We start from the raw sequence: 23,008 nt of genomic DNA on the forward strand, positions 1-23,008 counted from the left end.
CGCTTGCCGGCGCCAGTGGCGGCCTCGAACCCATGCGCCACCTGCAGCAGCGCCAGCTCGCCCTGGTGCCGCCCGACGATCTGCAGGCCCACCGGCAATCCTTCCGCTGTGAAGCCGGCCGGCACCGACATCGCGGGGTGGGTGGTGGCGGTGATGTAGTAGCAGGAGCGCATCCAGTCGATGTAGTTGTCCATCTTCACGCCGGCGATCTCGTCCACATAGGGCTGGTCGATGTCGAACGGCGGCACCTGGTTCACTGGCGCCACCAGGAAATCATATTTCTCCATGAAGCGGTGCATGCGCATGAACAGCGCCGTGCGCAGCTTTTCCGCCCGCGCCAGCTGGGAAGCGCTCAGCTTGCGGCCGGCCTCGATGTTCCAGACGATGGTGTCCTTCAGCACGCCGGGATGGCGGTCCATGATGGCGCCGTAATGCAGCTCGAAGGCATAGGCGCGCAGCGTCATGAAGATGTCGTGCGCATCGCGGAAGTCCGGGCAGTCTTCCTCGACGATGCAGCCGAGTTCCTCGAACGTCCTGCGCTGCGCATCCAGCACCTTCGTTACCCGTGGATCGACCGGCAGCCCGCCCAGGTCCATGCTCCAGGCGATGCGCTTGCCGCGCAGGTCGCTCTCCAGCGGCGCGCGGAACTGCTCGCCGCCCTGGCTGATGGCCATCGGGTCGCGCGCATCATGGCCTGCCATCACCGACAGATGCAGCGCCAGGTCGGCCACGCTGCGCGCCATCGGGCCATGCACCGACAGGTTGCTCCAGCCGTTCTGCGAAGGGAAGTCCGGCACCCGGCCGACCGAGGGCCGCATGCCGACCACATTGCAGTAATTGGCCGGGCAGCGCAGCGAGCCGCCCATGTCGGTGCCGTCGGCCAGCGGCGCCATGCCGGTCGCCAGGGCCACCGCCGAACCGCCGGACGAGCCGCCGCAGGTCTTGCTCAGGTCGTAGGGATTGCGGGTAGCGCCGAAGACGGCGTTGAAGGTCTGCGAGCCGGCGCCGAACTCGGGCGTGTTGGTCTTGCCGATGCTGATCGCGCCTGCCGCCTGCTGCCGTTCCACCAGCAGCGCGCTACGGGTCGGCACATAGTCTTCATGCACCTTCGAGCCGTAGGTGGTGCGCATGCCCCGCGTCATGATCAGGTCCTTGTGCAGCACCGGCAGGCCATGCAGCGGGCCGAGCGGCTCGCCGCGCGCCTGCGCCTCGTCGGCCGCGAGCGCCGCGGCCATCGCCTGCTCGGCATGCAGGGTGACGACCGCATTGACCTTCGGGTTGACCGCTTCGATGCGCGCCAGATGCGCTGCCATCACCTCGCGCGCCGACAGCCGGCCGGCGCGGACCTGTGCCGCCATCTCGACGGCGGAAAGAAAACAGAGATCGTCGTTCATCGTCAATATCCCAGGGATTGCGGCAGCCACAGCGCCAGTTGCGGGAAGGCGGTCACCAGCAGCAGCGCCACCAGCATCGAGCCTACCATCCAGAGAGCCCAGCGCACGGTGGATTCCATGGTGACGCCGGCGATGCGGGTGGTGACCATCAGGTTGACCGCCATGGGCGGCGTGAACTGGCCGATGGCCATGTTCATCGTCAGGATGATGCCGAACCAGACCGGGTCCCACTTGTAGGCCGCCACGATGGGCAGCAGGATGGGCAGGAACACCAGGAAGATCGACACCGCGTCGAGCAGCATGCCGGCGATCAGCATCATGATGGTGATCATCAGCAGCATCAGCGCCTCGTTCGAGGTGAAGCCCAGCAGCAGCTTGGCGAAGGCATCGAACGCGCCCAGGGTCGAGCCGGCATGGGCGAACACGCCGGCCAGCGAGATGATCAGCAGCACGACAGCGGAGATCTCCGCCGATTCCACCAGCACTTCATATACCTTCCTCAGCGTCAGCGTGCGGTACACGAAAAGCCCGACGAACAGGCCGTAGAAGGCCGCCACCACCGCCGCCTCGGTTGGCGTGAACAGCCCGGTGCGCAGGCCGCCGAGGATGATCACCGGCGCCAGCAGGCCCCAGATCGCTTCCTTGAAGCTGTCCCAGAAGCGCGGCGTGGCCTCGTCCGACGCCGTGCCCCAGCCGTTCCTGTATGAGAAATACAGGGTGGGGATAATCAGCGACAGGCCCGCCATGATGCCGGGCACCACGCCGCCGGCGAACAGCGCCGGCACCGAGGCCGACGGCACCAGCACGCTGTAGAGGATGAGCGCCACCGAAGGCGGAATCAGGATCGCGGTGGAGCCTGCGGCGGCGATCAGCGTGGCGGAGAAGGTCTTCGGGTAGCCCTGCTTGAACATCGCGGGAATCATCACCATCGCCACCGCGGCGGCATCGGCCGGCCCCGAGCCGGAAATGCCGCCCAGGAACATGCACACCAGGATCGCGACGATGCCCTGCGCGCCGCGCCGCTTGCCCACCACGGCGGAAGCGAAGCGCACGATGCGCAGCGCCACGCCGGCGCGCTCGAACATCATGCCGGCCAGGATGAAGACCGGCAGCGCCAGCAGGGGATACTTGGCGATGCCGTTGTAGGCATTGGTCGGCACCGACATGATGCCCAGGCCCTCGATCAAAATGACCGCGGTGCCGCTGATGCCCAGCGCCACCGCCAGCGGCGCGCCGATGGCCATCAGCAGCGCAAAGCCGAGAAAGAGGATCAGGCTGCCTTCGGCGATCATGGGCGGCCTCCGGCGCGCGCCACGCGGATCAGGCGTCCCAGGATGCGCAGGCAGATCAGCACCGACAGCAGGGGCAGCCAGAGGCTGTAGATCCATTGCGGTATGCCGATGCCGGGCGAGGTGGTGTCGTACTGCCAGTCGTCGAGGAACAGGAAATAGCCATACCAGGCCATCACGGCGAACATCACGATGCCCAGCGCCATCGACACCATGTCGAAGAGGCGCGACATCGGGCGCGGCAGCCGGTCGGTGATGAAGGTCATCTTGATGTGGCGGTCGCGCGCAAAGGCGGCGGCCGCGCCGAACAGGGTCAGCACCACCATCAGGAAGATCGAGAATTCCTCGGTAAAGGCGAAGGATACGCTGGTGAAATAGCGCACCAGCACATTGGCGAAGGTAATGATGCAGATCAGGGCCATGGCCAGCGCGGCGCAGGCTTCCTCTATCCTGAGCGGCACCCGCGGATGGTCTTCCGGGGCGTCGTCTTTTTCAGGCAATTCACTCATGGTTTTCAGGCAGGATGCGGCCAGCGACCGCGTAAGAAAAACGCCGCCGGCAGTGGGGCAGGCGGCGGGCGTGACGCGGAAAGCTTACTTGCGGGCGGCGATGTCGGTTTCGGCCTGCTTCACCAGGTTGGGGCCGATGGTCTTGGCCCACTTGTCATATACCGGCCGGGTCATCTGTCGGAAGGGCGCCAGTTCGGCTTCGGACAGGCGGGTCACCTTGACGCCGGTGGCCTCGACTTCCTTGTAGGCGCTGCTGTCGGAAGCAGTCAGGCCCTTGCGCGCCAGCGCGGTTTCTTCCTTGCCTGCCTGTACGGCCGCTTCGCGCACCGCGTCCTGGTCAGCCTTGCTCCAGCTCTCCCAGACCTTTTTGTTGACCACGAAGATCAGCGGGTCGGCGACATAGCCCCAGACCGTCATGTATTTCTGGCCGACCGCATGGATCTTGGCGCCGGTAAAGACCGACACCGGGTTCTCCTGGCCATCGACCGCGCCCGAAGCCAGCGCCGGCTGCGCATCGGCCCAGCTCATCTGTGTCGGGTTCGCGCCCAGCGCGGTGAAGGTGTCGTTGAACAGCGGCGAGCCGACCACGCGGAACTTCATGCCCTTCATGTCGGCCGGCGTGCGGATCTCGTGCTTGGAATTGCTGATCTCGCGATAGCCGTTTTCACCCCATGCCAGCGGCACCACGCCGTTCTTTTCCAGTACCTTGAACAGCTCCTTGCCGGTCTGGCCCTGGGTCAGCGCGTCCAGCGCCTTGTAGTCCGGCAGCAGGAAAGGCAGCGAGAACAGGTTCAGCTCCTTCACCTGCGGCGACCAGTTGATCGACGAGCCGACGGCGAGATCGATCACGCCCTGGCGGATCGCGGTGAATTCGCGGGTCTGGTCGCCTGCCACCAGCGAGGTGCCGGGATACATCTTGATGTTGATGCGGCCCTGGGTCTTGTCCTTCACCAGTTCGGCCCAGCGCTCGCCGCCCTTGCCCCAGGGGAAGGCGGTGCCCAGCACGGTGGAAAGGCGGTACTCGGGCTGGTATTTCTGCTGCGCGAAGGCAGGCATGGATACGGCGAAGGCGGCAGCGATTGCCGCGGCGAACAGGGTTTTCTTCAAGATCTTCTCCAAGTGGCTGGCGGCTGCATTCCGGAGGGAGCGCCGCTCTGAATAGGGGTGCGCAAGGCACCCGCTGTTTTACAGCAATCTTGTGAAGGAGGCAACTGGAGGGGGCGGGCAATGGCCTGGCTTTGTATGCGCCGGCGGGGCTTATGCCGAAGCTTGGTCCATTGCAGAGTTCAAAACCAGTCATGCTGCAGTCTAGTAGGGTGCAATACCCGAAGGGCATTGCACCGCCGTTCGCAAACGGGGATGGGCATATCGGCCAGCTTCCCTGATCGACCAATGGCGGAATGCCCCTTGCGGGGTATTCCGCCCTACAAAAAGGCCGGCCTCGGGGAATGCGAGGCCGGCCTTGGCTATGACGGGGCGTCTTTCAATAACGCCAGGGATTGTCGGGGCGCCGGTCATGGCGGTTTGGCACGCCGTCGCCGTCGCGGTCCCAGCGTGGACCATAGCGGTGATCATGCCAATGCCGTTCGCGCCATTCGTCGCGATACAACGGGCGGGGCTGTACATACACCGGGCCCGGCTGGACATAGACCGTGCCAGGCTGCACATAGCCATAGCTGGGCGCGCCATACACCGGCGGCGGGGCAATGTAGCGCGGTGGCGGCGCGATATAGCGGGGCGGCGGACCATAGGGCGAGGGGGCGACATAGGCGCCGGGAACGCCCACATTGATGTCCACATCCACCCGCGCCATCGCCGGGGCGGCAGCCAGCAGCGCGGCGCCGGCCAGCAGGGACAGGATTGCGGAAGAAATGAGCTTCATTGCGATCTCCATTCGTAGGCGCCCATTAAAACGCCAAAGCCGCCGCGCAGGCGCTGTGCAGCGGTAAGCGTGGTTACAAGATGTATCTGCGGCACTGTCTATCTGTAACGCCGGACGTCGGAAAGCGCTTACATCCTTAAGCGTGGATGTCTGATTCCTAATATCCGGTCTTTGGCAAAGAATACAACACCCGATTCTTTCCGAGGCATCCAATGAACCAGCAGCAAGGCAATCAGCCGCCGCACGCCGATCCGCAGTCCGTTTCCGGCACGCTGCAGAACGACGAGCAGCGGGTGCTGCCCGTCATCGAGGAACAGCTGGATGTGCGCAAGGTGACGGTGGAAACCGGCGCCGTGCGCGTGAGAAAGATCGTGCATGAGGAAAGCCGCACCATCGACATGCCGCTGACGCAGGAAGAAGTGAGCATTACGAGGGTGCCGGTGAACCGGATCGTGGAGGATAAATTCCACTCCCGGCAGGAGGGCGACACGCTGGTGATTCCGGTATTCAAGGAAGTCATCACCAGGCATCTGGTGTTGCTGGAAGAAGTGCGCATCACGACGCGACGCCATGTCGAGCAGGGTGCGCAGCAACTCAGCGTGAAGCGGGAAGAAGCGGTGGTGGAGCGTTATGACGCAGAGAGCGGAACCTGGAAGCCCGACCCTGCGCGATAGCGTTAGCCACTTGTCACAAAACCAAGCAGCCAACTGAAGGAGCAAAGACATGGACCAGACAGTGATAGGCGTATTCGATACGTATGACCACGCCGAGCGGGCCAAGCAGCAACTGATTACCCGCGGCTTCTCGGCCAATGACGTGCAGGTTCGCGCCCACGGCGCCGACATCGGCACGACAGGTACGACGGGCACTACCACGACCACGCGCGACGATGATGTCGGCTTCATGGACAGCGTGCGCAATTTCTTTGCCGACCTGTTCGGGCCGGACCAGGACGATGCCGGCCATTACTCGGAAGCCGTGCGCCGCGGCGGCGCCGTGGTGGCCGTCACGGTGTCGGATGAAAGCCGTGTCGAGAGTGCCCGCGAAGCGCTGGCTGCCACCGGCGCAGTCGATATCGAAAAACGTGTCGCGGAATGGCGCGCCACCGGCTACGAGGGTTATCGCAGCGATGCAGCGCCCTATACCCGCGATGAGATAGAGAAGGAGCGCGCCCGCGTGATTCCAGTGGTGCAGGAAGAACTGGAAGTGGGCAAGCGCCAGGTCGACCTGGGCGCGGTGCGCGTGGTCTCGCGCATGGTTGAGACCCCGGTCAAGGAATCGGTCACGCTGCGCGAGGAGCATGCCAGCATCGAGCGCCGTCCGGTCGATCGTCCTGCATCCGAGGCCGACCTGAATGCGCTGCGCGACCAGAGCATCGAAGTGCGGGAAACCGCGGAGAAGGCCGTGGTCAGCAAGAGCGCCCGCGTGGTGGAGGAAGTCGTGGTCGGCAAGACTGCGTCCGAGCGTACCGAGCAGGTGACCGACACGGTCCGCAACACCGTGGTGGATGTGCAGAACGACGGCCGCAGGACGACCGCCGCCGCGGCTGGCGCCACCGGCAGCATGATGGGCACGACCGCCGACAACATGGCCGCCACCCGTACGTCGGCTGACTATGACGATGACTTCCGTAGCGACTGGAACACCCGCTACGCATCGATGGGCGGCAGCTACGACGACTATGCGCCGGCCTACCGCTATGGCTCGACGCTGGGTTCGGACACCCGCTACAAGGACCGTTCCTGGGACGAGATCGAGACCAACGCCCGCAGCGACTGGCAGACCAAGTACCCCGGCAGTGACTGGGAGCGCTTCAAGGCCGCCGTGCGCCACGGCTGGGAGCGGGTCACCGGCCAGCGCCGCTAGGCTGATGCCCGTACCTCGTTTGGCCTGACGGGCTAAGCGGGGCCGGCAGCGAAAGCGACACGCCCGCGATGCAGCATCGCGGGCGTGTTTTTTTGTGTTCGAAGTTGCGCGCCGATGTCCAGGAGCGCGCCTGTTCAGGCTAGTGCGCCGGCTCAGCGGGCAGGCGTTTCCGCCGCATCCAGCAGTGCCTGTATCTCGGCATTCTCGGCGCCGGCCCGCGCGCTGAGCCCGGCCCAGTTCGGGGCGGAAACGCTGACGCCGTGATCCAGCAGCTGCCGCACCAGTGCGGCATCGCCCTCGCGGACGGCCGCGTGCAGCAGGGTATCGCCGCGCACATGGTCATGCATGTCCAGCGGCAGGTCGAGAATGATCAGGCCATTGACCAGCATGGACAGGTTGCAGGGCAGGCCGCTCTCGAACAGGAATTTCTGGGAATTCACCTGCTGCTTCATTGCGGACGCATACAGGATTTCATCCCGGGCATGCCGCTCCTCTTCGGCCGTGCTTTTCTCCTGTTCCAGCATGGCCGCGATCTCCTGCAGCCGGCTTTCCATTTCCTGCGCCGCGCTGCGGACGGCCTGGCCTTGTACGGCAGCGTCACCATCCACGGTTGGCTGCGGTGCTGCGGTTGTTTCGGCCGATGCCATCACCGGTTCGGTCCTGCCGGCGCCGGCGTCAGCCGGAATGCAGTTGCGCCATTGCACCGGCAGCCACAGCAGGATGCCGCTGGCCGCTGCCCCGGCCGCAGCAGCGATGATCATTCCCGGGATGCTGCCCGGCGCCAGAAAGCGATGTTCCAGCGCCAGAAGCGCCGTGCCGGTCGCCAGCGGCAGCAGCAGCAGGGCGCTGGCAGCGAGCGGCATCAGGCGCCGCAGCCGTGGCGCGGGCCAGTAGGCCAGGCGCTGCAACGCAAACAGCTGTGCCAGGCCGATGACTGCATACACGCCCCACACCAGCAGGCGCGCCGGATGCGTTGCCGGCAGCGCCATGCCGGCCTGCTGCGCCAGCGCCAGGGCGCCAGCCAGGCTGGCAAACAGCAGCAGGGGCGCCGCCAGCGCGCACAGCGCAAGCAGGAAGCCATGCCGTTGTCCGGCCGAGGGGGCAGTGTGGCGCAGCACCGGTGGTGGCGACAGGCAATACCAGGCGCTGACGGCCAGCACGCCGGTCAGCATGCACAGCGCTGTCAGGTCTGTGCCGGCGAGGATCAACGATGGCGCGGATGCCCCGGTCAAGGCCGCCACGTCAGCTTCCACACAGGCCCAGCACTTTTTCCTGCTGGGTGCAGGCCCGGGCCGGCGCAGCGGCTCCGGGCGCTGCCGCCGGCCTGCTGCCGGCCTGCGCGGCACGCTGCGCGATGCAGTTGCGCATGGTGCGCTCCATGGGCGGGTAATAGCTCCAGCCCTTGCCCAGCGCCGGCAACTCCAGCTTCACTTCCTTCCACTTGGCATGTCCCTGCGCCTGCAGCTGATCGAAGTTCTGGCACAGCGATTCGGCGAAGGCATTCAGGTAGCGCGTAGTGTGCTGCAGGTTGTAGTCATAGGTGACCAGGAAGGCCTTGACCGTCAGCGTCGGCACTTCCTCGGTGATCCAGTTCGGATAGCTGGATGGGCGGATCGCCGCTGGATAGTAGGTTTCCACCGCGCGCCGGGTTTCCGCCGCCTTGTCGTCGAGCTTGAGCAGCTTGATGAACTGGCGCGCTTCCGGCTTCATGTCGGCAAACAGCTTGGCCGGCTGGCCGGCGACAATGACGGCCACATCCACCGACTTGTCGGTGGTCAGCTTGATCAGCGCCTCTTCATTGCTGATATAGGTCGCGTTGGCTTCCGGCAGCGGCTGGTTGAACATCAGCCGGTACAGGGTAGTGGCTGACAGCGCGGTGCCGCTGCCCACCGGCCCGATGCTGAGCTTCTTGTCCTTGATTTCGTGGATGTAGTTGAGCGGCGAATCGGCGCGGGTGACGAAATAGATTTCCTCGTTGTAGAGCGGCATCACCACGCGCAGCGGCCTGATGATGCGGCCGGCGGAACGGTTGCCGCTGGCCGCCTGGTCCAGGAAGGCCTGGTAGACGTCGGATTGCACCAGCGCGAATTTCACGCCCGGCTCGTCGCGCAGGCGCGCCACATTGTCGGCCGAGCCCTTGGAGGGCAGCACTTCCAGGCTGATGTCGGCCGGATCGGCGATGTACTTGGCCAGGTCGCGTCCGATCTGGATATAAGTGCCGCGCTCGGATGCCGTGACGATCTTGAATTCGGCTCTTGCCTGCGCAATCGCGGGCAGCAGAGCAAGCGTCAGCAGCAGGGGGATCAGGCGTCTCATGTCGGCTCCTCGTTCTGTCGTTATGGATGGGATGCGCTGCAAAGATTCATTGCCGCCATGGCCGCGCTGCAGCCGGCGTCGCCAGCCGGCGCGCGGGGTGGGGTGGCGGGTGAGTCGGCCAGCGGCTGGGAAGGCTCGGAAAGCTGGCGCCGGGCGACGGGCTTGTCGGCGGGTTTGGCGACGGACGCCGCGGCTGTCGTGGGCCTGTTCTCAACGGCCGCCATCGCCTTCGCCGGCGGCGCCGGCTGGACAGGCGGTAACGACGGCTCGTCGTCTTCCGTGGGCTCCGGCGCGATGCCGGCTGGCCGTGGCGCCGCACGTTGTGCCGCCGTGGTGTCGTCGCGCGGTGAGAGCAGCATGGCCAGCGAAAGGCCGATCAGCGCCAGCAGCGAAAGAAACCATAATCTTACCGGCCAGGTCGTCCGTGACGGTTCGGCAGGAGCCGCAGGCCTGGAAGACAGCGAGAGCTGCGAGGCGATCGCATAGCCCGGTATCTGCGACGATGCGGTCGATGACGAACCGTAATTCGGCCTGGACGGAACGTCCGCTGCAGCCGATGGCGCGGCGGACAGGTTGTGCGGCCTGGCTTCTGCGGAAGCCGGCGGGGCGCCTGCAGTGCCGGCTTCCTGACTTGCGGCTGGCCTCTCCACATCCGTTCGGTCGTGGCCAATATTTTCCAGTTGGGAAAATAGACGACTCATGGTCCGTCCTCGTGGAAATGATAAATTGTTTAAAACAATGTTAAATACTTGCCTGCGGGATTCATGTTCTTGCAAGACAAGAACTTAGCAAATTATAACGAAAAAGGTTAGTGCGGTGAGTGGATTGTTAAACTTTGCATGAGTGACATCGGCTGGCTGCCCTGACAGCAGGCTGCCATGCCGCCCGATCCTCATGGCCAGAGCGCCGGACAGCCGCAAAGCAGAGAAATGATGTGGTTTTTGGCCGCTTTGCATAGGCTTGCGGCAACGCGCTTTTGTTATCCTTCGGCTTTTCCGGAAATTGCCGGAGCGGCTCTTTCATTTTCCTGATGACCCTATCCACATCGTCCTCCCGCCCGCGTCTTTCCATGATGATCACCATGGGTATCTGCGGCACCGTGCTAATGACGGTGTTCGTCCTGGTGGCGGTGGTCGACGAATTTGCACGCAATTACGCGCAGCGCCAGGCCGGCGTGCGGCTGCAGCAGCTCGCCTGGCAGATGCGCGACTCCCTCAATCGCGGCATGCAGGATGCGTTTTCCGATCTGAGCCTGCTGTCCGAACTGACCGAGGTGAGGGAGGCGAGCGAGCCGGCCGACATGCGGCGCGCCATGGAGCACATGCAGCGCATGGCGCCCAATTATGCGTGGATAGGCGTGGCCAATCCGGACGGCACTGTCTATGCCGCCACCCAGAAACTTCTCGAAGGCAAGGACGTCAGCAGCCGGCCGTGGTTCCAGAATGCGCGTTCCGGGGTGGCTGCAGTCGATTATCATCCTGCGCTGTTGCTGGAGAAGAAATTGCCGCCGGGCGCCGACCCGTGGCGGTTCGTCGACGTGTCGGTTCCGGTGCTGCGTCGGGACGGCTCGGTGCGCGGCATCATGGGCGCCCACCTGAGTTGGGGCTGGGCGCGCGAGATCGCGAAAAACCTGCTGGCCCCGGCCAGCCAGCAATACGGCCTGCAGATCCTGATCGTGCGCAATGACGACACGGTGCTGCTTGGCCCCAAGTCCATGGAAGAAAAGACGCTCGCCTCGCCGGCGGTGGAACGCGCGCGTCGCGGCGCCAGCGGCGCGGTGGATGAAATGGCAGACGGAGAACGTTACCTTACCGGCTTTGCGCTGACCGGCCAGGAAGTGGGTTTCCCGACATTGAAGTGGGCGGTCCTGGTGCGCCAGCCCTACCGGGACGCGATGGCCGACTTCGACGTGCTGCAAGACCGCATCATCCTGGTTGGCGCAGCGCTGGCGCTGCTGCTTGGCGGCGCCGGCCTGCTGTTCGCGCGCCGGGTGTCGGCGCCGCTGATCAGCCTTGCCGACGCCTTTGAACATTACGAACCGGAGCATCCCACGCAGGTGCCCGTGGTCAGCCAGTTTCATGAAGTGCACCTGCTGTCGTCCACCCTGGCCGACATGGTGCGGCGGGAGGAACGGCACCTTGCATCGCTGCAGCGTCTCAATGAAAACCTTGAGCAGACGGTGCGCGTGCGCACCCACGAGATCGAGGCCAAGGCGCGCCAGCTGGAGCAGGCGCTGGAAAAGCAGCGCCAGATCCAGACCCAACTGCAGGAAAGCGAAGCGGAACTGCGGGCGACGCTGCATAACGCCAATGACGCCTTCATTGCCTTCGACGAGCATTTCAACGTGCAGGAATGGAACGGCCAGGCGGAGCGTCTGCTGGGATGGACCCGTTCCGAGATGCTGGGACGATCGCTGGTGGACACGATCCTGACGCCGCAAATGCGCGCGGCGCGCCAGATCGGCATGCGGCAGTTCCTCGAACATGGCGATTCGGCCATGGTCAACCAGCGGGTGGAAATCGAGGTGCTGCGGCGCGATGGCGTCAGTGTGCCGGTGGAGGTGTCGGTGGCCCATGTGACGCGCCGCACCGGCCACCTGTTCATCGCCTTCATGCATGACATCACTGCCCGCCGCGCCCTGCATGCCTCGCTGGAAAGCATGGCCATGAAGGACATGCTCACCGACCTGCCGAATCGCCGCGCGCTGATGCACAAGCTGCCGGAAGCGCTGGCGCGGGCCGGGCGCACCGGCAAGCCCCTGGCGGTGTTCTTTCTCGACCTGGATGGCTTCAAGGGAATCAACGACCGATACGGCCATGATGCCGGCGACGAGCTGCTGCGCATCCTGGCGCAGCGCATCGTTTCCACCGTGCGCCGCACCGACCTCGTGGCGCGCCTGGCAGGCGATGAATTCGTCGTGCTGCTGGACCTGCTGAGAGCGCGCGACGATGCGCTCGAGGTCGCCCGCAAGCTGCTGGTGGTGCTGGCCGAGCCATTCGCGCTCGAGGCGGCTACCGTGCAGCTGAGCGGATCGATCGGCATTGCCATGCATGAGCCTGGTTCCAGCGAACGGGCCGATACCCTGCTGTGCCGGGCGGATGCGGCAATGTACGAGGCCAAGAAGGGCGGCAAGAGCCGTTTTGCGCTGGCGCTGCCGGCCTGAGACCCGCCTGCGGCCGCCCTGCGGCAGCCTCGGCGCCTGTCATGAACCCTGTGCCGGCGCCATTGGCTTCCAGGCCTCGCCCGGAATCCATCAGCGGCTCTTATACGCCATTCGCATGGCGGACTTGAAAAAATGTATTTCCGCTTGGCTGTCAATAGCCCTAAAATTGCCGACTTTGCAAAACGCGACGCCGCAGCGCTGTTTGCCGCGTCCATGGGCGCAAGCGATGCGGCCCGACAATCACATGATCCAGATAGAATCCGTTTCCCAGCGCTTTGCCGGCGCCCACGGTCCGGTCGACGCGGTGCGCGATGTCAGCCTGCAGATCGCCCGGGGCGAAATTTTCGGCATCATCGGCCGCAGCGGCGCCGGGAAGAGCACGCTGGTGCGCACCCTTAACATGCTGAACCGGCCAAGCGAAGGCCGCATCCTGGTCGATGGCCGCGACATGACCGCGCTGAACGCCAGCGAACTGCGCGCCGCGCGCCGCGAGATCGGCATGATCTTCCAGCACTTCAACCTGCTGTCCTCGCGCACCGTGCGCCAGAACGTGGCGCTGCCGCTGGAACTGGCCGGCATGGCCGCCGCCGAGATCGACAAGCGGGTCGGCCCGCTGCTCGAACTGGTTGGACTCACCCAGCAGCAGGACCGCTATCCTGCCCAGATCAGCGGCGGCCAGAAGCAGCGCGTGGGCATTGCCCGCGCGCTGGCCAACCAGCCCAAGGTGCTGTTGTCGGACGAGGCCACCTCGGCGCTGGACCCGGAAACCACCCGCTCCATCCTGGAACTGCTGCGCCGCATTAACCGCGAGCTGGGCCTGACCATCGTGCTAATCACCCACCAGATGGAAGTGATCAAGGCGGTCTGCGACCGCATGGCGGTGATGGATGCCGGCCGGGTGATCGAGCATGGAGCCGTGATCGACGTGTTCCGGCAACCGCAGCATGAAGTCACCCGCGCCCTGATCGGCGACGTGATTTCCCAGGAGTTGCCGCGTGGCGTTCTGGAGAGGGTGCGTGCGCGCCTGGCCGATACCCGCGCCGGCACCGGCCGCGACCACCTGTTCCGCTTCGCCTTCACCGGCTCGGGCGTGGACCAGCCGCTGCTGTCGGAAGCGGTGCGCCGCTTCGGGCTTGATTTCAATATCCTGCACGGCCAGATCGACGAGATCCAGGGCCAGGCGTTCGGCTCGCTGGCCGTGCTGGCCAGCGGCGAGCCGGCCCAGGTGGCCGAAGCCGTGCAATTTTTCCGCACCCACGGCGTGGTGGTGGAGGAGCTGAACCATGTCATCTGAAATGCTCGACCTGTTCATCGGCGCCTTTGGCGAAACCCTGCTGATGGTGGGCGTGTCCGGCCTCTTGGGCGGGCTGATCGGGGTGCCGCTGGGCATCCTGCTGTACCTGACCGACAGCCGCGGCATCCTGCCCAATCCGGCCTTCAACCGGGTGGCCGGCCTGGTGGTCAACGCGGTGCGTTCGACGCCCTTCATCATCCTGCTGGTGGCGGTGATCCCGCTGACCCGCTTCTTCGTCGGCTCGTCGATCGGCACCGCCGCCGCCATCGTGCCGCTGACCATCGCCGCCGCGCCCTTCGTCGCGCGGCTGGTGGAAACGGCGCTGGCCGAAGTCGACCGCGGCCTGATCGAGGCGGCGCAGGCGATGGGCGCCACCACCCGCCAGATCGTGTTCAAGGTGCTGGTGCCCGAAGCCTTTCCCGGCATCGTCGCCGGCCTGACCATCACCTTCGTCAGCCTGGTCGGCTATTCGGCGATGGCTGGCGCCATTGGCGGCGGCGGGCTGGGCGACGTCGGCATCCGCTACGGCTACCAGCGCTTCCTGCCGGAAGTGATGCTGATGGTGGTGCTGATCCTGATCGTGTTCGTGCAGCTGGTGCAGTCGCTCGGCGACTGGCTGGTGCGCCGCCTGCGCCACCGCTGATTTCTTGCAGTCCTCAACTACAAAAGGAAAATCCATGAAACGTCGTCAACTGTTGAAAACCGCCGCGCTCGCCGGCCTCGTCGCCGCCGTCTACGCCGCGCCGCTGCAGGCGCAGGACAAGCCGATCAAGATCGGCGTCACCGCCGGCCCGCATGCCCAGATCATGGAAGCCGTGAAGAAGGTGGTCGAGAAGGATGGCGTGAAGCTGCAGATCGTCGAGTTTTCCGATTATGTCCAGCCGAATGCCGCGCTGGCCGCCGGCGACCTCGACGCCAACAGCTACCAGCACCTGCCTTACCTGGAAGCCCAGATCAAGGACCGCGGCTACAAGTTCACCTCGGTGGGCTACACCATCACCTTCCCGATGGGCATCTACTCGAAGAAGATCAAGTCGCTGAAGGACCTGAAGGACGGCGCCCGTTTCGGCGTGCCGAACGACCCGACCAACGGCGGCCGCGGCCTGCTGCTGCTGCAATCGCAGGGCCTGATCAAGTTGAAGCCCGAAGCCGGCCTGAAGGCGACCGCGCTGGACATCGTCTCCAACCCGAAGAAGCTGAAGATCGCCGAACTCGACGCCGCCCAGCTGCCGCGCTCGCTGGATGACCTCGACGCCGCCGCCATCAACGGCAACTATGCCGAATCCGCTGGCCTGAGCCCGACCCGCGACGCCATCGCCGTGGAAGACGCCAAGGGCCCGTATGCCAACGTGATCGCGGTGCGCACCGAGGACAAGGACAAGCCCTGGGTTGCCAAGCTGGTCAAGGCGTATCACAGCGCCGAAGTAAAGCAGTTCATCAACACCAAGTTCAAGGACTCGGTGATCACCTCCTGGTAAGCAGGCTGCCATGGCCGGTCCGCGTTCGCTGGAACTGTTCTGCCGGGTCGTCGACAATTTCGGCGACATCGGCGTGTGCTGGCGGCTGGCGCGCCAGCTGGCCGGCGAACATGGCATCGCGGTCAGGCTGTGGGTGGACGACCTGGCAAGCTTTCGGCGCATCTGCGCCGAAATCGACCCGGGGGCGGAGGAGCAGTGGCGGCAGGGGGTGGTCGTGCGTCGCTGGCACGAGGCGATGGCGCTGCCGGCGCCGCCTGATATCGGCGACGCGGTGGTCGAAGCCTTCGGCTGCATGCTGCCGCCTGCCTTCGAGCAGGCCATGGCGCAGCGGCCGGCGCCGCCGGTCTGGATCAACCTCGAATACCTGAGCGCGGAAGACTGGGTGACCGGCTGCCATGGCCTGCCGTCGCCGCATCCGCGGCTGCCGCTGACCAAGTATTTCTTCTTTCCCGGCTTTGAAGCCGGCACCGGCGGCCTGCTGCGCGAAGCCGGCCTGGAAGCGCGCCGCGCCGCGTTTGCCGCCGACGCCGCGCAGCAAGCCGGTTTTCTGGCAAGTCTGGGCGTGCGGCCGTCGCCTGATGCGCTGCTGATTTCCCTGTTCTGCTATCCGCATGCGCCATTGCCGGCGCTGCTGAATGCGTTGCGCGACGATGTGCAACCGAGCCTGCTGCTGGTGCCGCAGGGCGTGGCCGGCGCGCAGCTCGCCGCCTGGGCCGGCAGGCTGCCGGCGCCGGGCGAGGTGTTGCAAGCGGGCAGCCTGTCATTGCAGCAGGTGCCGTTTCTTGATCAGCCCGACTACGACCGGCTGCTCTGGTGCTGCGACCTCAATTTCGTGCGTGGCGAGGACAGCATGGTGCGCGCCCAATGGGCCCGGCGGCCGCTGGTATGGCAGATCTATCCTCAGCAGGAAGACGCCCATCGCGTCAAGCTCGATGCCTTCCTGGCGCTGTACTGCGCCGGCCTCGCGCCGGAGGCGGCGCAGGCCTGCCGGAACGCCTGGCATGCATGGAACGGCGACGGCGACGTAGGCGCCCGCTGGCCCGCGCTGCGCGCGTCCTTGCCGGCGCTGCAGGCGCACATGGCCGACTGGTGCGAGCGACTGCGCGGTCTTGGCGACCTGGCTGGCAACCTGCTCGATTTCATCGCAGAGCGGACGCCATGAACGCGGCTGCTGCGCCATATGGCGTCGGGCCAACGTTGCCACGCTGCAGGCTTCTAGCGGGCCACCCTGAAAATCGGTTAGAATAGCAGGCTTTATTTTCGCGAGCGGCCGCACAACAGGCCGCGCGCGGCACTGCCGGGCAGCCCGCCGCGTATCTTTCCCAACGTTTTTCCCATTTTTAAATTCAGCTATGAAAACCGCACAAGAAATCCGCGTCGGCAATGTCGTGATGGTCTCGGGCGAGCCGATGGTGGTTCTGAAAACCGAATACACCAAGTCCGGCCGCAATTCTTCCGTCTGCAAGATGAAGATGAAGAACCTGCTGACCGACGCCGGCCAGGAAGCCGTCTACCGCGCAGACGACAAGTTCGACGTCGTCACGCTGGATCGCAAGGAAGCCACCTATTCCTATTTCGCCGATCCGCTGTATGTGTTCATGGACAGCGAGTACAACCAGTACGAAGTCGAAGGCGAGAACCTCGGCGAAGCCATCAACTACCTCGAAGACGGCATGCCGTGCGAAGTGGTGTTCTACAACGAGAAGGCGATCTCGGTCGAACTGCCGACCACCGTCGTGCGCGAAGTGACCTACACCGAGCCAGCCGTCAAGGGCGACACGTCGGGCAAGGTCCTGAAGCCCGCCAAGATCTCCACCGGCTTCAACGTCAACGTGCCGCTGTTCGTGGGCCAGGGCGACAAGATCGAAATCGATACCCGCACCGGCGAATACCGCAGCCGCGCGAAGTAATCGCATCTTCCTGAAGAAAAGGGGTTGCAGCATCTGCTGCAACCCCTTTTTTCATGGGGCGGCGCGTTCAGCGCAATTCGTGCAATTCGTGCAATTCGCGTAGGCGGGCAATGCGTTCCGCCGTGGCGGGATGGGTGGACAGATAGGCGGGACCGTCATCCTTCACGCCGTTCAGGCGTTCCAGCGCCGCTGCCAGGCTGGCCGCGCCCAGGCCGCCGGCCTTGAGCCAGCGCGCGGCATACAGGTCGGCTTCGCGTTCCGCATTGCGCGAATGATGCAGGTCCAGCATCAGTGTCGGGAGAGTGGCAACCAGGCCGGAAGCGTCGCCGAATAGCGCCATCCCGGCTGCGCCCACAGCCGCGCCATGCACCAGCCGGCGCACCAGGTGGCGGTGGTGCAGATGGCCCAGTTCATGCGCCAGCACTGCCATCAGCGCATCCTCATCGTCAGCCAAGAGCGTGGCGAGTTCGTCAGTCACCACGATGCGGCCTGCCGGCAGTGCAAGCGCATTCGGGCCGATGCGGCTCTTGCGGAACAGCAGTTCGAAATGCGGCGTACCGGCGGTGCTTCCGGCCAGCGTGCTGAAGCGGGTTCTTATGCGCTGTTGCTGCTCTTCCCGCAAGCGGCTGGCATCGAACAACCTGGCGTCCAGCGCTTGCATGGTTGCGTCTCCCAGCCGGCTTTCCACCGACGATGGAAGCATGGCCGCGACCAGGTCTGCCGCCATCGGTAGCGCTAAACGCCACAGCAGGGCGATGATGGCGGCCATCGCCAGCGCCGCCAGCAGCGTCGCCCGCCAGCTTTGCTGCAGCCGGCTCACCAGGCTGTCGGTGTGGCCGGTTGCCGCCAGCATGCGGGCGAAGCCTTGCTGGTCTTCAATGTCGAGATAGGCGCCGTCCGGAAAGGTGACGAGGCGCGTGCCATGCCGGCTTGCTTCCGATACCCGCAGCTGGGACAGCGGGCAGCGCCGGCTGGCTTCGCCGCTGATGCTTGCCACGCCGTCTTCCACCGTCAGGATCACCTGGTGGCGACGCGATGTCTTGCCATCGAAATAGGCGGCACGAATGCTCATCGGTCAAGCCTCATAGCGACAAATCAAAATCCAGCAGGTCGGCCACGCCTTCGCCGGTGGCGCCGGCCTGGGCCTGCGCATCGGCGACGAAATCGTCAAGGCTGCCATCGACCAGCAGCCCGACCGATTCAAGCCGGTATTTCATCATCCGCATCTTTGCAAAAGGCATATACAGGCCCAGCGTGCAGAGGATGGCCAGCAGGTTGGTCAGCGCGATGAAGGCCACCCGCCCGAGCGCTACCCGGCTTTCGACGCGGTGTGGACCGATGGAGGTGTGATTCCAGACCAGGTTCTGCAGCATGGCGCTGAACACCGGATACATCAGCATGGCCCATACATAAAAAGCCGCCAGAAAGACCAGGGCGCCGCGGAAGGCTTCCGTTTGCGCGCCGCTGTGCCGGTAGAAGGCAGCCAGCAGGTTGCCCAATAGCAGGCCCAGCACGATGCCGCCAGCCACAAACACCAGGAACGCCTTCAGGTACAGCAAATAGAAACGTCCGACGCTGGCGTCGAAGGAAAAGCGGCTGGCGCCATAACGGCTTTCGCCATGCTGGAAGCGCTTGATGCGCTGGTGCGCCATCGGCGCCAGCAGGAAGGCGGTCAGCGAGGAAATCACCGGCCACATCAGATAGGCGATATAGGCGCTCGCCGCGCTGCCGCCAAACCCGAAGCGTATGCCCCGGTAACTTGTGTTGTAGAGCTTGAACTGCAGACTTCGCCAGATCAGCCAGGGCAATGCCGCGATCAGCAGCAAGGCCAGCGCGCCAGCCAGCAGGCCCGGCATTTCCGAGAACACCTGGTAGGCAATGAGCAGCAGCAGCGCCGCCGCGCGACCCTTGAGAATGGCCTTCGGTTCGCCATGGTAGTCGAAGCTCGCGCCGGCCAGGCGGGTATTGCCGTAGAAGTAGCGGGTGCGCCGGACCTTGGCCCAGGCCGAGTAAATGCCCAGCGTGACGATGGACAGGAAGGTGTTGGTGATCCAGATGCGAAAGTATTCGGCGCCGGTGCCGGTAAAGCTGACCGGCTCGACCATGACCAGTTGCCCGGTGGAGAAAGACGTGTTGGTGGTGGGAGTGATGGCAGGCATCGAGGTTCCTGGAGGTGAAGGAAGCCCGCAGATTGCCTGCCTCCAGGAAATTGTCAACCAATAATAAAAAGTATTAGCGGAATAAAGCCGGTTAGTCCTGTTCGTCGGCCACCTTAAGGATCAGCTTGCCGAAATTGCGGCCCTCGAACAGCATCAGCAGCGTCTTCGGGAAGTTTTCCAGGCCTTCGACGATGTCTTCGCGGGACTTGAAGCTGCCATCCTTCATCCACTGCGCCATCTGTGCGGCCGCCTCCGGGTAGCGGTCGGCCCAGTCGAACACCACGATGCCTTCCATGCGCGCCCGGTTGACCAGCAGCGACAGGTAGTTTGCCGGACCCTTCACCGGCGTGGTGTTGTTGTACTGGGAGATTGCGCCGCAGATGATGATGCGCGCCTTCATGTTGATGCGGGTCAGCACCGCGTCCAGGATATCGCCGCCGACATTGTCGAAGTAGACGTCCACGCCGTTCGGGCAATGCTGCTTCAGCCCGTCCTTCACCGAGCCGGTCTTGTAGTCGATGCAGGCATCGAAGCCCAGTTCATTGACCACGAAATCGCATTTCTCCTTGCCGCCGGCAATGCCGACCACGCGGCAGCCGCGCTGCCTGGCGACTTGCCCCACCGTTTGCCCGACGGCGCCGGCGGCGCCGGACACCACCACGGTTTCGCCAGCCTTGGGCTGGCCGACTTCCAGCAGGCCGAAATAGGCGGTCATGCCGGGCATGCCCAGCGCATTCAGGTACTTGGGCAGCGGGGCGGCCGACGGATCGACCTTGTAGAAGGCCGCGGCCTTGTCGTCGGCGGCGCCGATCCAGTATTGCTGCACGCCAGTCACGCCGGACACGGTGTCGCCCACGGCAAATTTCGGCGACTTCGACGCCACCACGCGGCCGATGCCGCCGGCGCGCATCACCTCGCCGATGCCGACCGGGCGGATATAGGATTTGCCTTCATTCATCCAGCCGCGCATGGCTGGATCGAGAGACAGGTAGATGACCTTGACCAGGATCTCGCCATCAGCGAGTTCGCGTACCGGTTCGGATGTATGCTGCCAGTCGCTGTCCTTGGGCACGCCGACCGGGCGGGCGGCAAGGCGGACCTGCTGGTTGGTGAGGGTCGTGGTCATCTTGGTCTCCTGTTGAGTTGGGTGAGGCACTATACCGCAGATTGAAACGATCGTGCTTTTTTGGCCTTTTGTAAGAAAACCGGAACTTTCTGTTCGTTCATCAGACCAAGCCGGGAGCTTTGCGATCCGCAAGCTCAATATTGTTGCTCCAGAGCATAAACTCGATGATTTGCCGGTTCCGGCAAGCCAGCAGCGACTGATACCGTAGGTTGAAACGCGCCACCGACGCGGCCCTACGTCCCTAAACCGGCCCTTGTTCTAGTTATTTCCAGGAGATCCCATGCTTCGTTCCGAAACCCTTTTTGGCAAGCGCGAACCCAATTCCACCACCCCCAATTCGCCGTTGAACGCATCCACCCCCGGCACTCAGCCGGGCGGCATGTCCAGCGCTGTCAAACCGGCCCCAAGCCCGGCCGGCATGGGACCGGGCAGCACCAGCGGTGTTGCGCCTGCACCGGCCGCACCGGCGCCGGCGTCGTCCGAAGGCGGCAGCAAGCTCATCGTCGGCCCCAAGATCAAGCTGACCGGCGGCCAGATCACCGACTGCGACACCCTGGTGGTGGAAGGCACGGTCGAGGCAACCATGGAAGCGCGTGAGATCCAGATCGCCGAGCAGGGTTCCTTCAGCGGCTCCGCTGAAATCGATGTCGCCCATGTGCGCGGCACCTTTGACGGCAACCTGACGGCTCGCCAGAAGCTGGTGATCTATTCAACCGGCAAGGTCATCGGCACGGTGCGTTACGGCAAGATCGTGATCGAAGAGGGCGGCGAACTGGCTGGCGACACCCAGGTTGGTTCGGAAGGCGCTCGCTCCGGCCTGTCCGTGGCCAAGGCAGCCGTCTGATCGTCTACGCTTCAGCGCCAGACCGTAACGATGCCGGCGCCCACCAGGGCGCCGGCATTTTTGTTTCAGGGGTTTATCTTCCGAAACCCCGGCTCGTGCGACAATAACCGGCTTTGCCGCATCCGAACATCAACAACATGACGCACCCGGAATACATCCTTACCCTTTCCTGCCTGGATCAGCGTGGCATCGTCCATCGCGTATCGGGCTTCCTGGCCGAGCATGGCTGCAACATCATCGACTCCGCCCAGTTCGGCGACGCCCAGTCCAAGCTGTTCTTCATGCGCGTGCATTTTTCGCTGGAAGACAGCGGCATCGGCGATGCGCTGCTGCGCAGCGACTTCGCCGTGCTGGGCGACAGCATGCAGATGAACTGGCAACTGAATGATGCGCACAAGAAGCCGCGCATGCTGATCATGGTGTCGAAGATCGGCCATTGCCTGAACGACCTGCTGTTCCGCTACAAGAGCGGGCTGCTGCCGGTGGAAATTCCGGCCATCGTGTCCAACCACACCGATTTCTATCAGCTCTCGGCCAGCTACAACATTCCGTTCCACCACCTGCCGCTGGCGCCGGGCGCATCGGCGGAGGCCAAGCGCACGCAGGAAGAGAAGGTGCTTGACATCGTGCGCGAGCATGACATCGACCTGGTGGTGCTGGCGCGTTACATGCAGATCCTGTCGCCGCAAATGTGCGAGGCGTTGAGAGGCCGTGCGATCAACATCCATCATTCTTTCCTGCCCAGTTTCAAGGGCGCCAAGCCGTATTACCAGGCCCATGACCGCGGCGTGAAGCTGATCGGCGCGACGGCGCATTTCGTCACCAGCGACCTGGACGAAGGCCCGATCATCGAGCAGGATGTGGAGCGTGTAGATCACGCGATGGACCCGGACACCCTGACCGCCATCGGCCGCGATGTCGAGTGCGTGGTGCTGGCGCGGGCAGTCAAGTGGTTCGTGGAACACCGGATCCTGCTGAATGGCCACAAGACGGTGGTGTTCAGGTAAGCGGCGAGGTTCAGATCACCGGATAAGCAAAACAGGCAGGTTTCCCTGCCTGTTTTTTATTGCACGACCGCATTTCGCCAGGGTGGCGCCGTCAGCCCAGCACGCGCCGGAACCAGGCGCTGATGTCGTCCACTTCCTCCTGGCAGACCGAGTGCGGCATCAGGTACTCGTGCCATTCCACCTCGTATCCCAATGAACGCAGCAGATCGCGGGACTGCTCGGCGCGGATGATGGGAATCACCTGGTCGCCGCGGCCATGCGCCATGAAGATCGGCGTGGCCTGGTTGGATGAATGCCCTTCCTCGGCAATCGTGGTGTGCAGCGGCACATAGCCCGACAGGCAGAGCAGGCCAGCCAGTTTCTCGGGATGACGCAGGCCGGTCTGTATTGTCATCGCACAGCCTTGGGAAAAACCCGCCAGCACGATGCGCCCGGCCGGGATGCCGCGCGCCTTTTCCTGGGCGATCAGCTGTTCCACCATCGCCTGCGACGCCCGCAATCCCTTTTCATCCTCGCGGCGCGACAGGTCGGCGCCGATGATGTCGTACCAGGCCCGCATCACATAACCGTTGTTGATGGTGACAGGCATGGTGGGTGCATGCGGAAAGACGAAGCGGATGTCCGGCATGCCGGCCAGGTCCAGTTCACGCACGATCGGCACGAAATCGTCGCCGCTGGCGCCCAGGCCGTGCAGCCAGATCACGGAGGCGGCGGGATTGGGGCCGGTTTCCATTTCTATGGTTTCAAGCGCTGCGGAAGTCATCTGTGGGA

Annotated in this window: 22 protein-coding genes; 10 read left to right on the plus strand and 12 right to left on the minus strand. The window is 64.4% G+C overall.

The features are described from left to right. The 5 genes from IGW04_RS13235 to IGW04_RS13255 all read right to left on the minus strand — a co-directional run. On the minus strand, positions 1-1,394 hold a 1,394-nt coding region (locus IGW04_RS13235), incomplete at its 3' end, for an amidase (protein ID WP_194713555.1). A gap of 2 nt (positions 1,395-1,396) precedes the next feature. Further along, complete coding sequence (locus IGW04_RS13240) at positions 1,397-2,686, minus strand: TRAP transporter large permease (RefSeq protein WP_194713556.1); 1,290 nt, start codon at positions 2,684-2,686, stop codon at positions 1,397-1,399. After that, positions 2,683-3,192 carry a TRAP transporter small permease gene (locus IGW04_RS13245; protein WP_194713557.1) on the minus strand — a complete coding sequence of 170 codons (510 nt, stop codon included), beginning with the start codon at positions 3,190-3,192 and terminating at the stop codon, positions 2,683-2,685. The genes IGW04_RS13240 and IGW04_RS13245 overlap by 4 nt, the downstream gene beginning before the upstream one ends. An 84-nt stretch (positions 3,193-3,276) precedes the next feature. Continuing rightward, entirely contained in the window at positions 3,277-4,299 is a 1,023-nt protein-coding gene (locus tag IGW04_RS13250; RefSeq protein WP_407672111.1) for a DctP family TRAP transporter solute-binding subunit, read from the minus strand. Between the two features lie 376 nt (positions 4,300-4,675). Then, a complete protein-coding gene (locus IGW04_RS13255) occupies positions 4,676-5,074 on the minus strand; it encodes a hypothetical protein (protein ID WP_194713558.1) in 399 nt (132 codons plus the stop codon). Between the two features lie 212 nt (positions 5,075-5,286). Between IGW04_RS13255 and IGW04_RS13260 the strand changes: the two genes are divergently transcribed. Both IGW04_RS13260 and IGW04_RS13265 read left to right on the plus strand, forming a co-directional pair. Then, positions 5,287-5,748: a YsnF/AvaK domain-containing protein gene (locus IGW04_RS13260; RefSeq protein WP_194713559.1), complete on the plus strand. Its 462-nt coding sequence runs from the start codon at positions 5,287-5,289 to the stop codon at positions 5,746-5,748. Between the two features lie 49 nt (positions 5,749-5,797). Continuing rightward, positions 5,798-6,940 (plus strand): YsnF/AvaK domain-containing protein, encoded by a 1,143-nt coding sequence (locus IGW04_RS13265; protein WP_194713560.1) that lies wholly within the window; start codon positions 5,798-5,800, stop codon positions 6,938-6,940. Positions 6,941-7,092: 152 nt separating this feature from the next. On the opposite strand, the gene IGW04_RS13270 is transcribed toward IGW04_RS13265, so the two are convergent. Genes IGW04_RS13270 through IGW04_RS13280 form a run of 3 tightly spaced genes read right to left on the minus strand, consistent with a single transcriptional unit; the run spans position 7,093 to position 9,957 of the window. Then, positions 7,093-8,181, minus strand: a complete 1,089-nt coding sequence (locus IGW04_RS13270) for an ankyrin repeat domain-containing protein (RefSeq protein ID WP_194713561.1) — start codon at positions 8,179-8,181, stop codon at positions 7,093-7,095. 1 nt (position 8,182) lies between these two features. Then, positions 8,183-9,256, minus strand: a complete 1,074-nt coding sequence (locus tag IGW04_RS13275; RefSeq protein WP_194713562.1) for a TAXI family TRAP transporter solute-binding subunit — start codon at positions 9,254-9,256, stop codon at positions 8,183-8,185. Between the two features lie 20 nt (positions 9,257-9,276). Then, entirely contained in the window at positions 9,277-9,957 is a 681-nt protein-coding gene (locus IGW04_RS13280) for a hypothetical protein (RefSeq protein ID WP_194713563.1), read from the minus strand. Positions 9,958-10,325: 368 nt separating this feature from the next. On the opposite strand from IGW04_RS13280, the gene IGW04_RS13285 reads away from it, so the two are divergent. The 6 genes from IGW04_RS13285 (at position 10,326) to efp (ending at position 17,101) form a co-directional block, all read left to right on the plus strand. Continuing rightward, complete coding sequence (locus IGW04_RS13285) at positions 10,326-12,419, plus strand: diguanylate cyclase domain-containing protein (RefSeq protein WP_228527080.1); 2,094 nt, start codon at positions 10,326-10,328, stop codon at positions 12,417-12,419. 244 nt (positions 12,420-12,663) lie between these two features. Further along, on the plus strand, positions 12,664-13,713 hold the full coding sequence (locus tag IGW04_RS13290) for a methionine ABC transporter ATP-binding protein (protein WP_194713565.1): 1,050 nt from the start codon (positions 12,664-12,666) through the stop codon (positions 13,711-13,713). Continuing rightward, on the plus strand, positions 13,703-14,356 hold the full coding sequence (locus IGW04_RS13295) for a methionine ABC transporter permease (protein ID WP_194713566.1): 654 nt from the start codon (positions 13,703-13,705) through the stop codon (positions 14,354-14,356). Before IGW04_RS13290 ends, IGW04_RS13295 begins: the two co-directional genes overlap by 11 nt. A gap of 34 nt (positions 14,357-14,390) precedes the next feature. Beyond that, a complete protein-coding gene (locus IGW04_RS13300) occupies positions 14,391-15,191 on the plus strand; it encodes a MetQ/NlpA family ABC transporter substrate-binding protein (protein ID WP_194713567.1) in 801 nt (266 codons plus the stop codon). Between the two features lie 10 nt (positions 15,192-15,201). Next, positions 15,202-16,353, plus strand: coding sequence for an elongation factor P maturation arginine rhamnosyltransferase EarP (gene earP / locus IGW04_RS13305; RefSeq protein WP_194713568.1), 1,152 nt, complete (start codon positions 15,202-15,204; stop codon positions 16,351-16,353). A gap of 190 nt (positions 16,354-16,543) precedes the next feature. Further along, complete coding sequence (gene efp / locus IGW04_RS13310; protein ID WP_194713569.1) at positions 16,544-17,101, plus strand: elongation factor P; 558 nt, start codon at positions 16,544-16,546, stop codon at positions 17,099-17,101. 67 nt (positions 17,102-17,168) lie between these two features. Here efp and IGW04_RS13315 read toward each other — a convergent pair whose 3' ends face one another. The 3 genes from IGW04_RS13315 to IGW04_RS13325 form a co-directional block, all read right to left on the minus strand. Next, complete coding sequence (locus tag IGW04_RS13315; protein WP_194713570.1) at positions 17,169-18,173, minus strand: M48 family metallopeptidase; 1,005 nt, start codon at positions 18,171-18,173, stop codon at positions 17,169-17,171. 10 nt (positions 18,174-18,183) lie between these two features. Then, the gene (locus tag IGW04_RS13320) at positions 18,184-19,260 is read right to left on the minus strand and encodes a YjgN family protein (protein WP_228527081.1); all 1,077 of its coding nucleotides are present in this window, start codon (positions 19,258-19,260) and stop codon (positions 18,184-18,186) included. A 91-nt stretch (positions 19,261-19,351) separates the two neighbouring features. After that, complete coding sequence (locus IGW04_RS13325; RefSeq protein ID WP_194713571.1) at positions 19,352-20,386, minus strand: NADP-dependent oxidoreductase; 1,035 nt, start codon at positions 20,384-20,386, stop codon at positions 19,352-19,354. A gap of 280 nt (positions 20,387-20,666) precedes the next feature. Between IGW04_RS13325 and IGW04_RS13330 the strand changes: the two genes are divergently transcribed. Beyond that, on the plus strand, positions 20,667-21,230 hold the full coding sequence (locus IGW04_RS13330; RefSeq protein ID WP_194713572.1) for a bactofilin family protein: 564 nt from the start codon (positions 20,667-20,669) through the stop codon (positions 21,228-21,230). A 137-nt stretch (positions 21,231-21,367) separates the two neighbouring features. After that, complete coding sequence (gene purU, locus IGW04_RS13335) at positions 21,368-22,237, plus strand: formyltetrahydrofolate deformylase (protein ID WP_194713573.1); 870 nt, start codon at positions 21,368-21,370, stop codon at positions 22,235-22,237. Positions 22,238-22,328: 91 nt separating this feature from the next. On the opposite strand, the gene IGW04_RS13340 is transcribed toward purU, so the two are convergent. Next, a complete protein-coding gene (locus IGW04_RS13340) occupies positions 22,329-23,000 on the minus strand; it encodes an alpha/beta hydrolase (protein ID WP_194713574.1) in 672 nt (223 codons plus the stop codon). Positions 23,001-23,008: the final 8 nt, after the last annotated feature.

The organism is Noviherbaspirillum soli, assembly GCF_015352955.1.
Lineage (GTDB): Bacteria > Pseudomonadota > Gammaproteobacteria > Burkholderiales > Burkholderiaceae_D > Noviherbaspirillum_A > Noviherbaspirillum_A soli.

What these genes read in the sequence shown, in the direction of transcription:
- IGW04_RS13265 (WP_194713560.1), top strand. Translation starts at nt 5,798, where the DNA reads ATGGACCAGACAGTGATAGGCGTATTCGATACGTATGACCACGCCGAG.
- IGW04_RS13325 (WP_194713571.1), bottom strand. Translation starts at nt 20,386, where the DNA reads ATGACCACGACCCTCACCAACCAGCAGGTCCGCCTTGCCGCCCGCCCG.
- IGW04_RS13300 (WP_194713567.1), top strand. Translation starts at nt 14,391, where the DNA reads ATGAAACGTCGTCAACTGTTGAAAACCGCCGCGCTCGCCGGCCTCGTC.
- IGW04_RS13290 (WP_194713565.1), top strand. Translation starts at nt 12,664, where the DNA reads ATGATCCAGATAGAATCCGTTTCCCAGCGCTTTGCCGGCGCCCACGGT.
- IGW04_RS13330 (WP_194713572.1), top strand. Translation starts at nt 20,667, where the DNA reads ATGCTTCGTTCCGAAACCCTTTTTGGCAAGCGCGAACCCAATTCCACC.
- IGW04_RS13260 (WP_194713559.1), top strand. Translation starts at nt 5,287, where the DNA reads ATGAACCAGCAGCAAGGCAATCAGCCGCCGCACGCCGATCCGCAGTCC.
- IGW04_RS13285 (WP_228527080.1), top strand. Translation starts at nt 10,326, where the DNA reads ATGATGATCACCATGGGTATCTGCGGCACCGTGCTAATGACGGTGTTC.
- IGW04_RS13320 (WP_228527081.1), bottom strand. Translation starts at nt 19,260, where the DNA reads ATGCCTGCCATCACTCCCACCACCAACACGTCTTTCTCCACCGGGCAA.
- IGW04_RS13315 (WP_194713570.1), bottom strand. Translation starts at nt 18,173, where the DNA reads ATGAGCATTCGTGCCGCCTATTTCGATGGCAAGACATCGCGTCGCCAC.
- IGW04_RS13245 (WP_194713557.1), bottom strand. Translation starts at nt 3,192, where the DNA reads ATGAGTGAATTGCCTGAAAAAGACGACGCCCCGGAAGACCATCCGCGG.
- IGW04_RS13280 (WP_194713563.1), bottom strand. Translation starts at nt 9,957, where the DNA reads ATGAGTCGTCTATTTTCCCAACTGGAAAATATTGGCCACGACCGAACG.
- IGW04_RS13275 (WP_194713562.1), bottom strand. Translation starts at nt 9,256, where the DNA reads ATGAGACGCCTGATCCCCCTGCTGCTGACGCTTGCTCTGCTGCCCGCG.
- purU (WP_194713573.1), top strand. Translation starts at nt 21,368, where the DNA reads ATGACGCACCCGGAATACATCCTTACCCTTTCCTGCCTGGATCAGCGT.
- IGW04_RS13255 (WP_194713558.1), bottom strand. Translation starts at nt 5,074, where the DNA reads ATGAAGCTCATTTCTTCCGCAATCCTGTCCCTGCTGGCCGGCGCCGCG.
- IGW04_RS13340 (WP_194713574.1), bottom strand. Translation starts at nt 23,000, where the DNA reads ATGACTTCCGCAGCGCTTGAAACCATAGAAATGGAAACCGGCCCCAAT.
- IGW04_RS13240 (WP_194713556.1), bottom strand. Translation starts at nt 2,686, where the DNA reads ATGATCGCCGAAGGCAGCCTGATCCTCTTTCTCGGCTTTGCGCTGCTG.
- efp (WP_194713569.1), top strand. Translation starts at nt 16,544, where the DNA reads ATGAAAACCGCACAAGAAATCCGCGTCGGCAATGTCGTGATGGTCTCG.
- IGW04_RS13295 (WP_194713566.1), top strand. Translation starts at nt 13,703, where the DNA reads ATGTCATCTGAAATGCTCGACCTGTTCATCGGCGCCTTTGGCGAAACC.
- earP (WP_194713568.1), top strand. Translation starts at nt 15,202, where the DNA reads ATGGCCGGTCCGCGTTCGCTGGAACTGTTCTGCCGGGTCGTCGACAAT.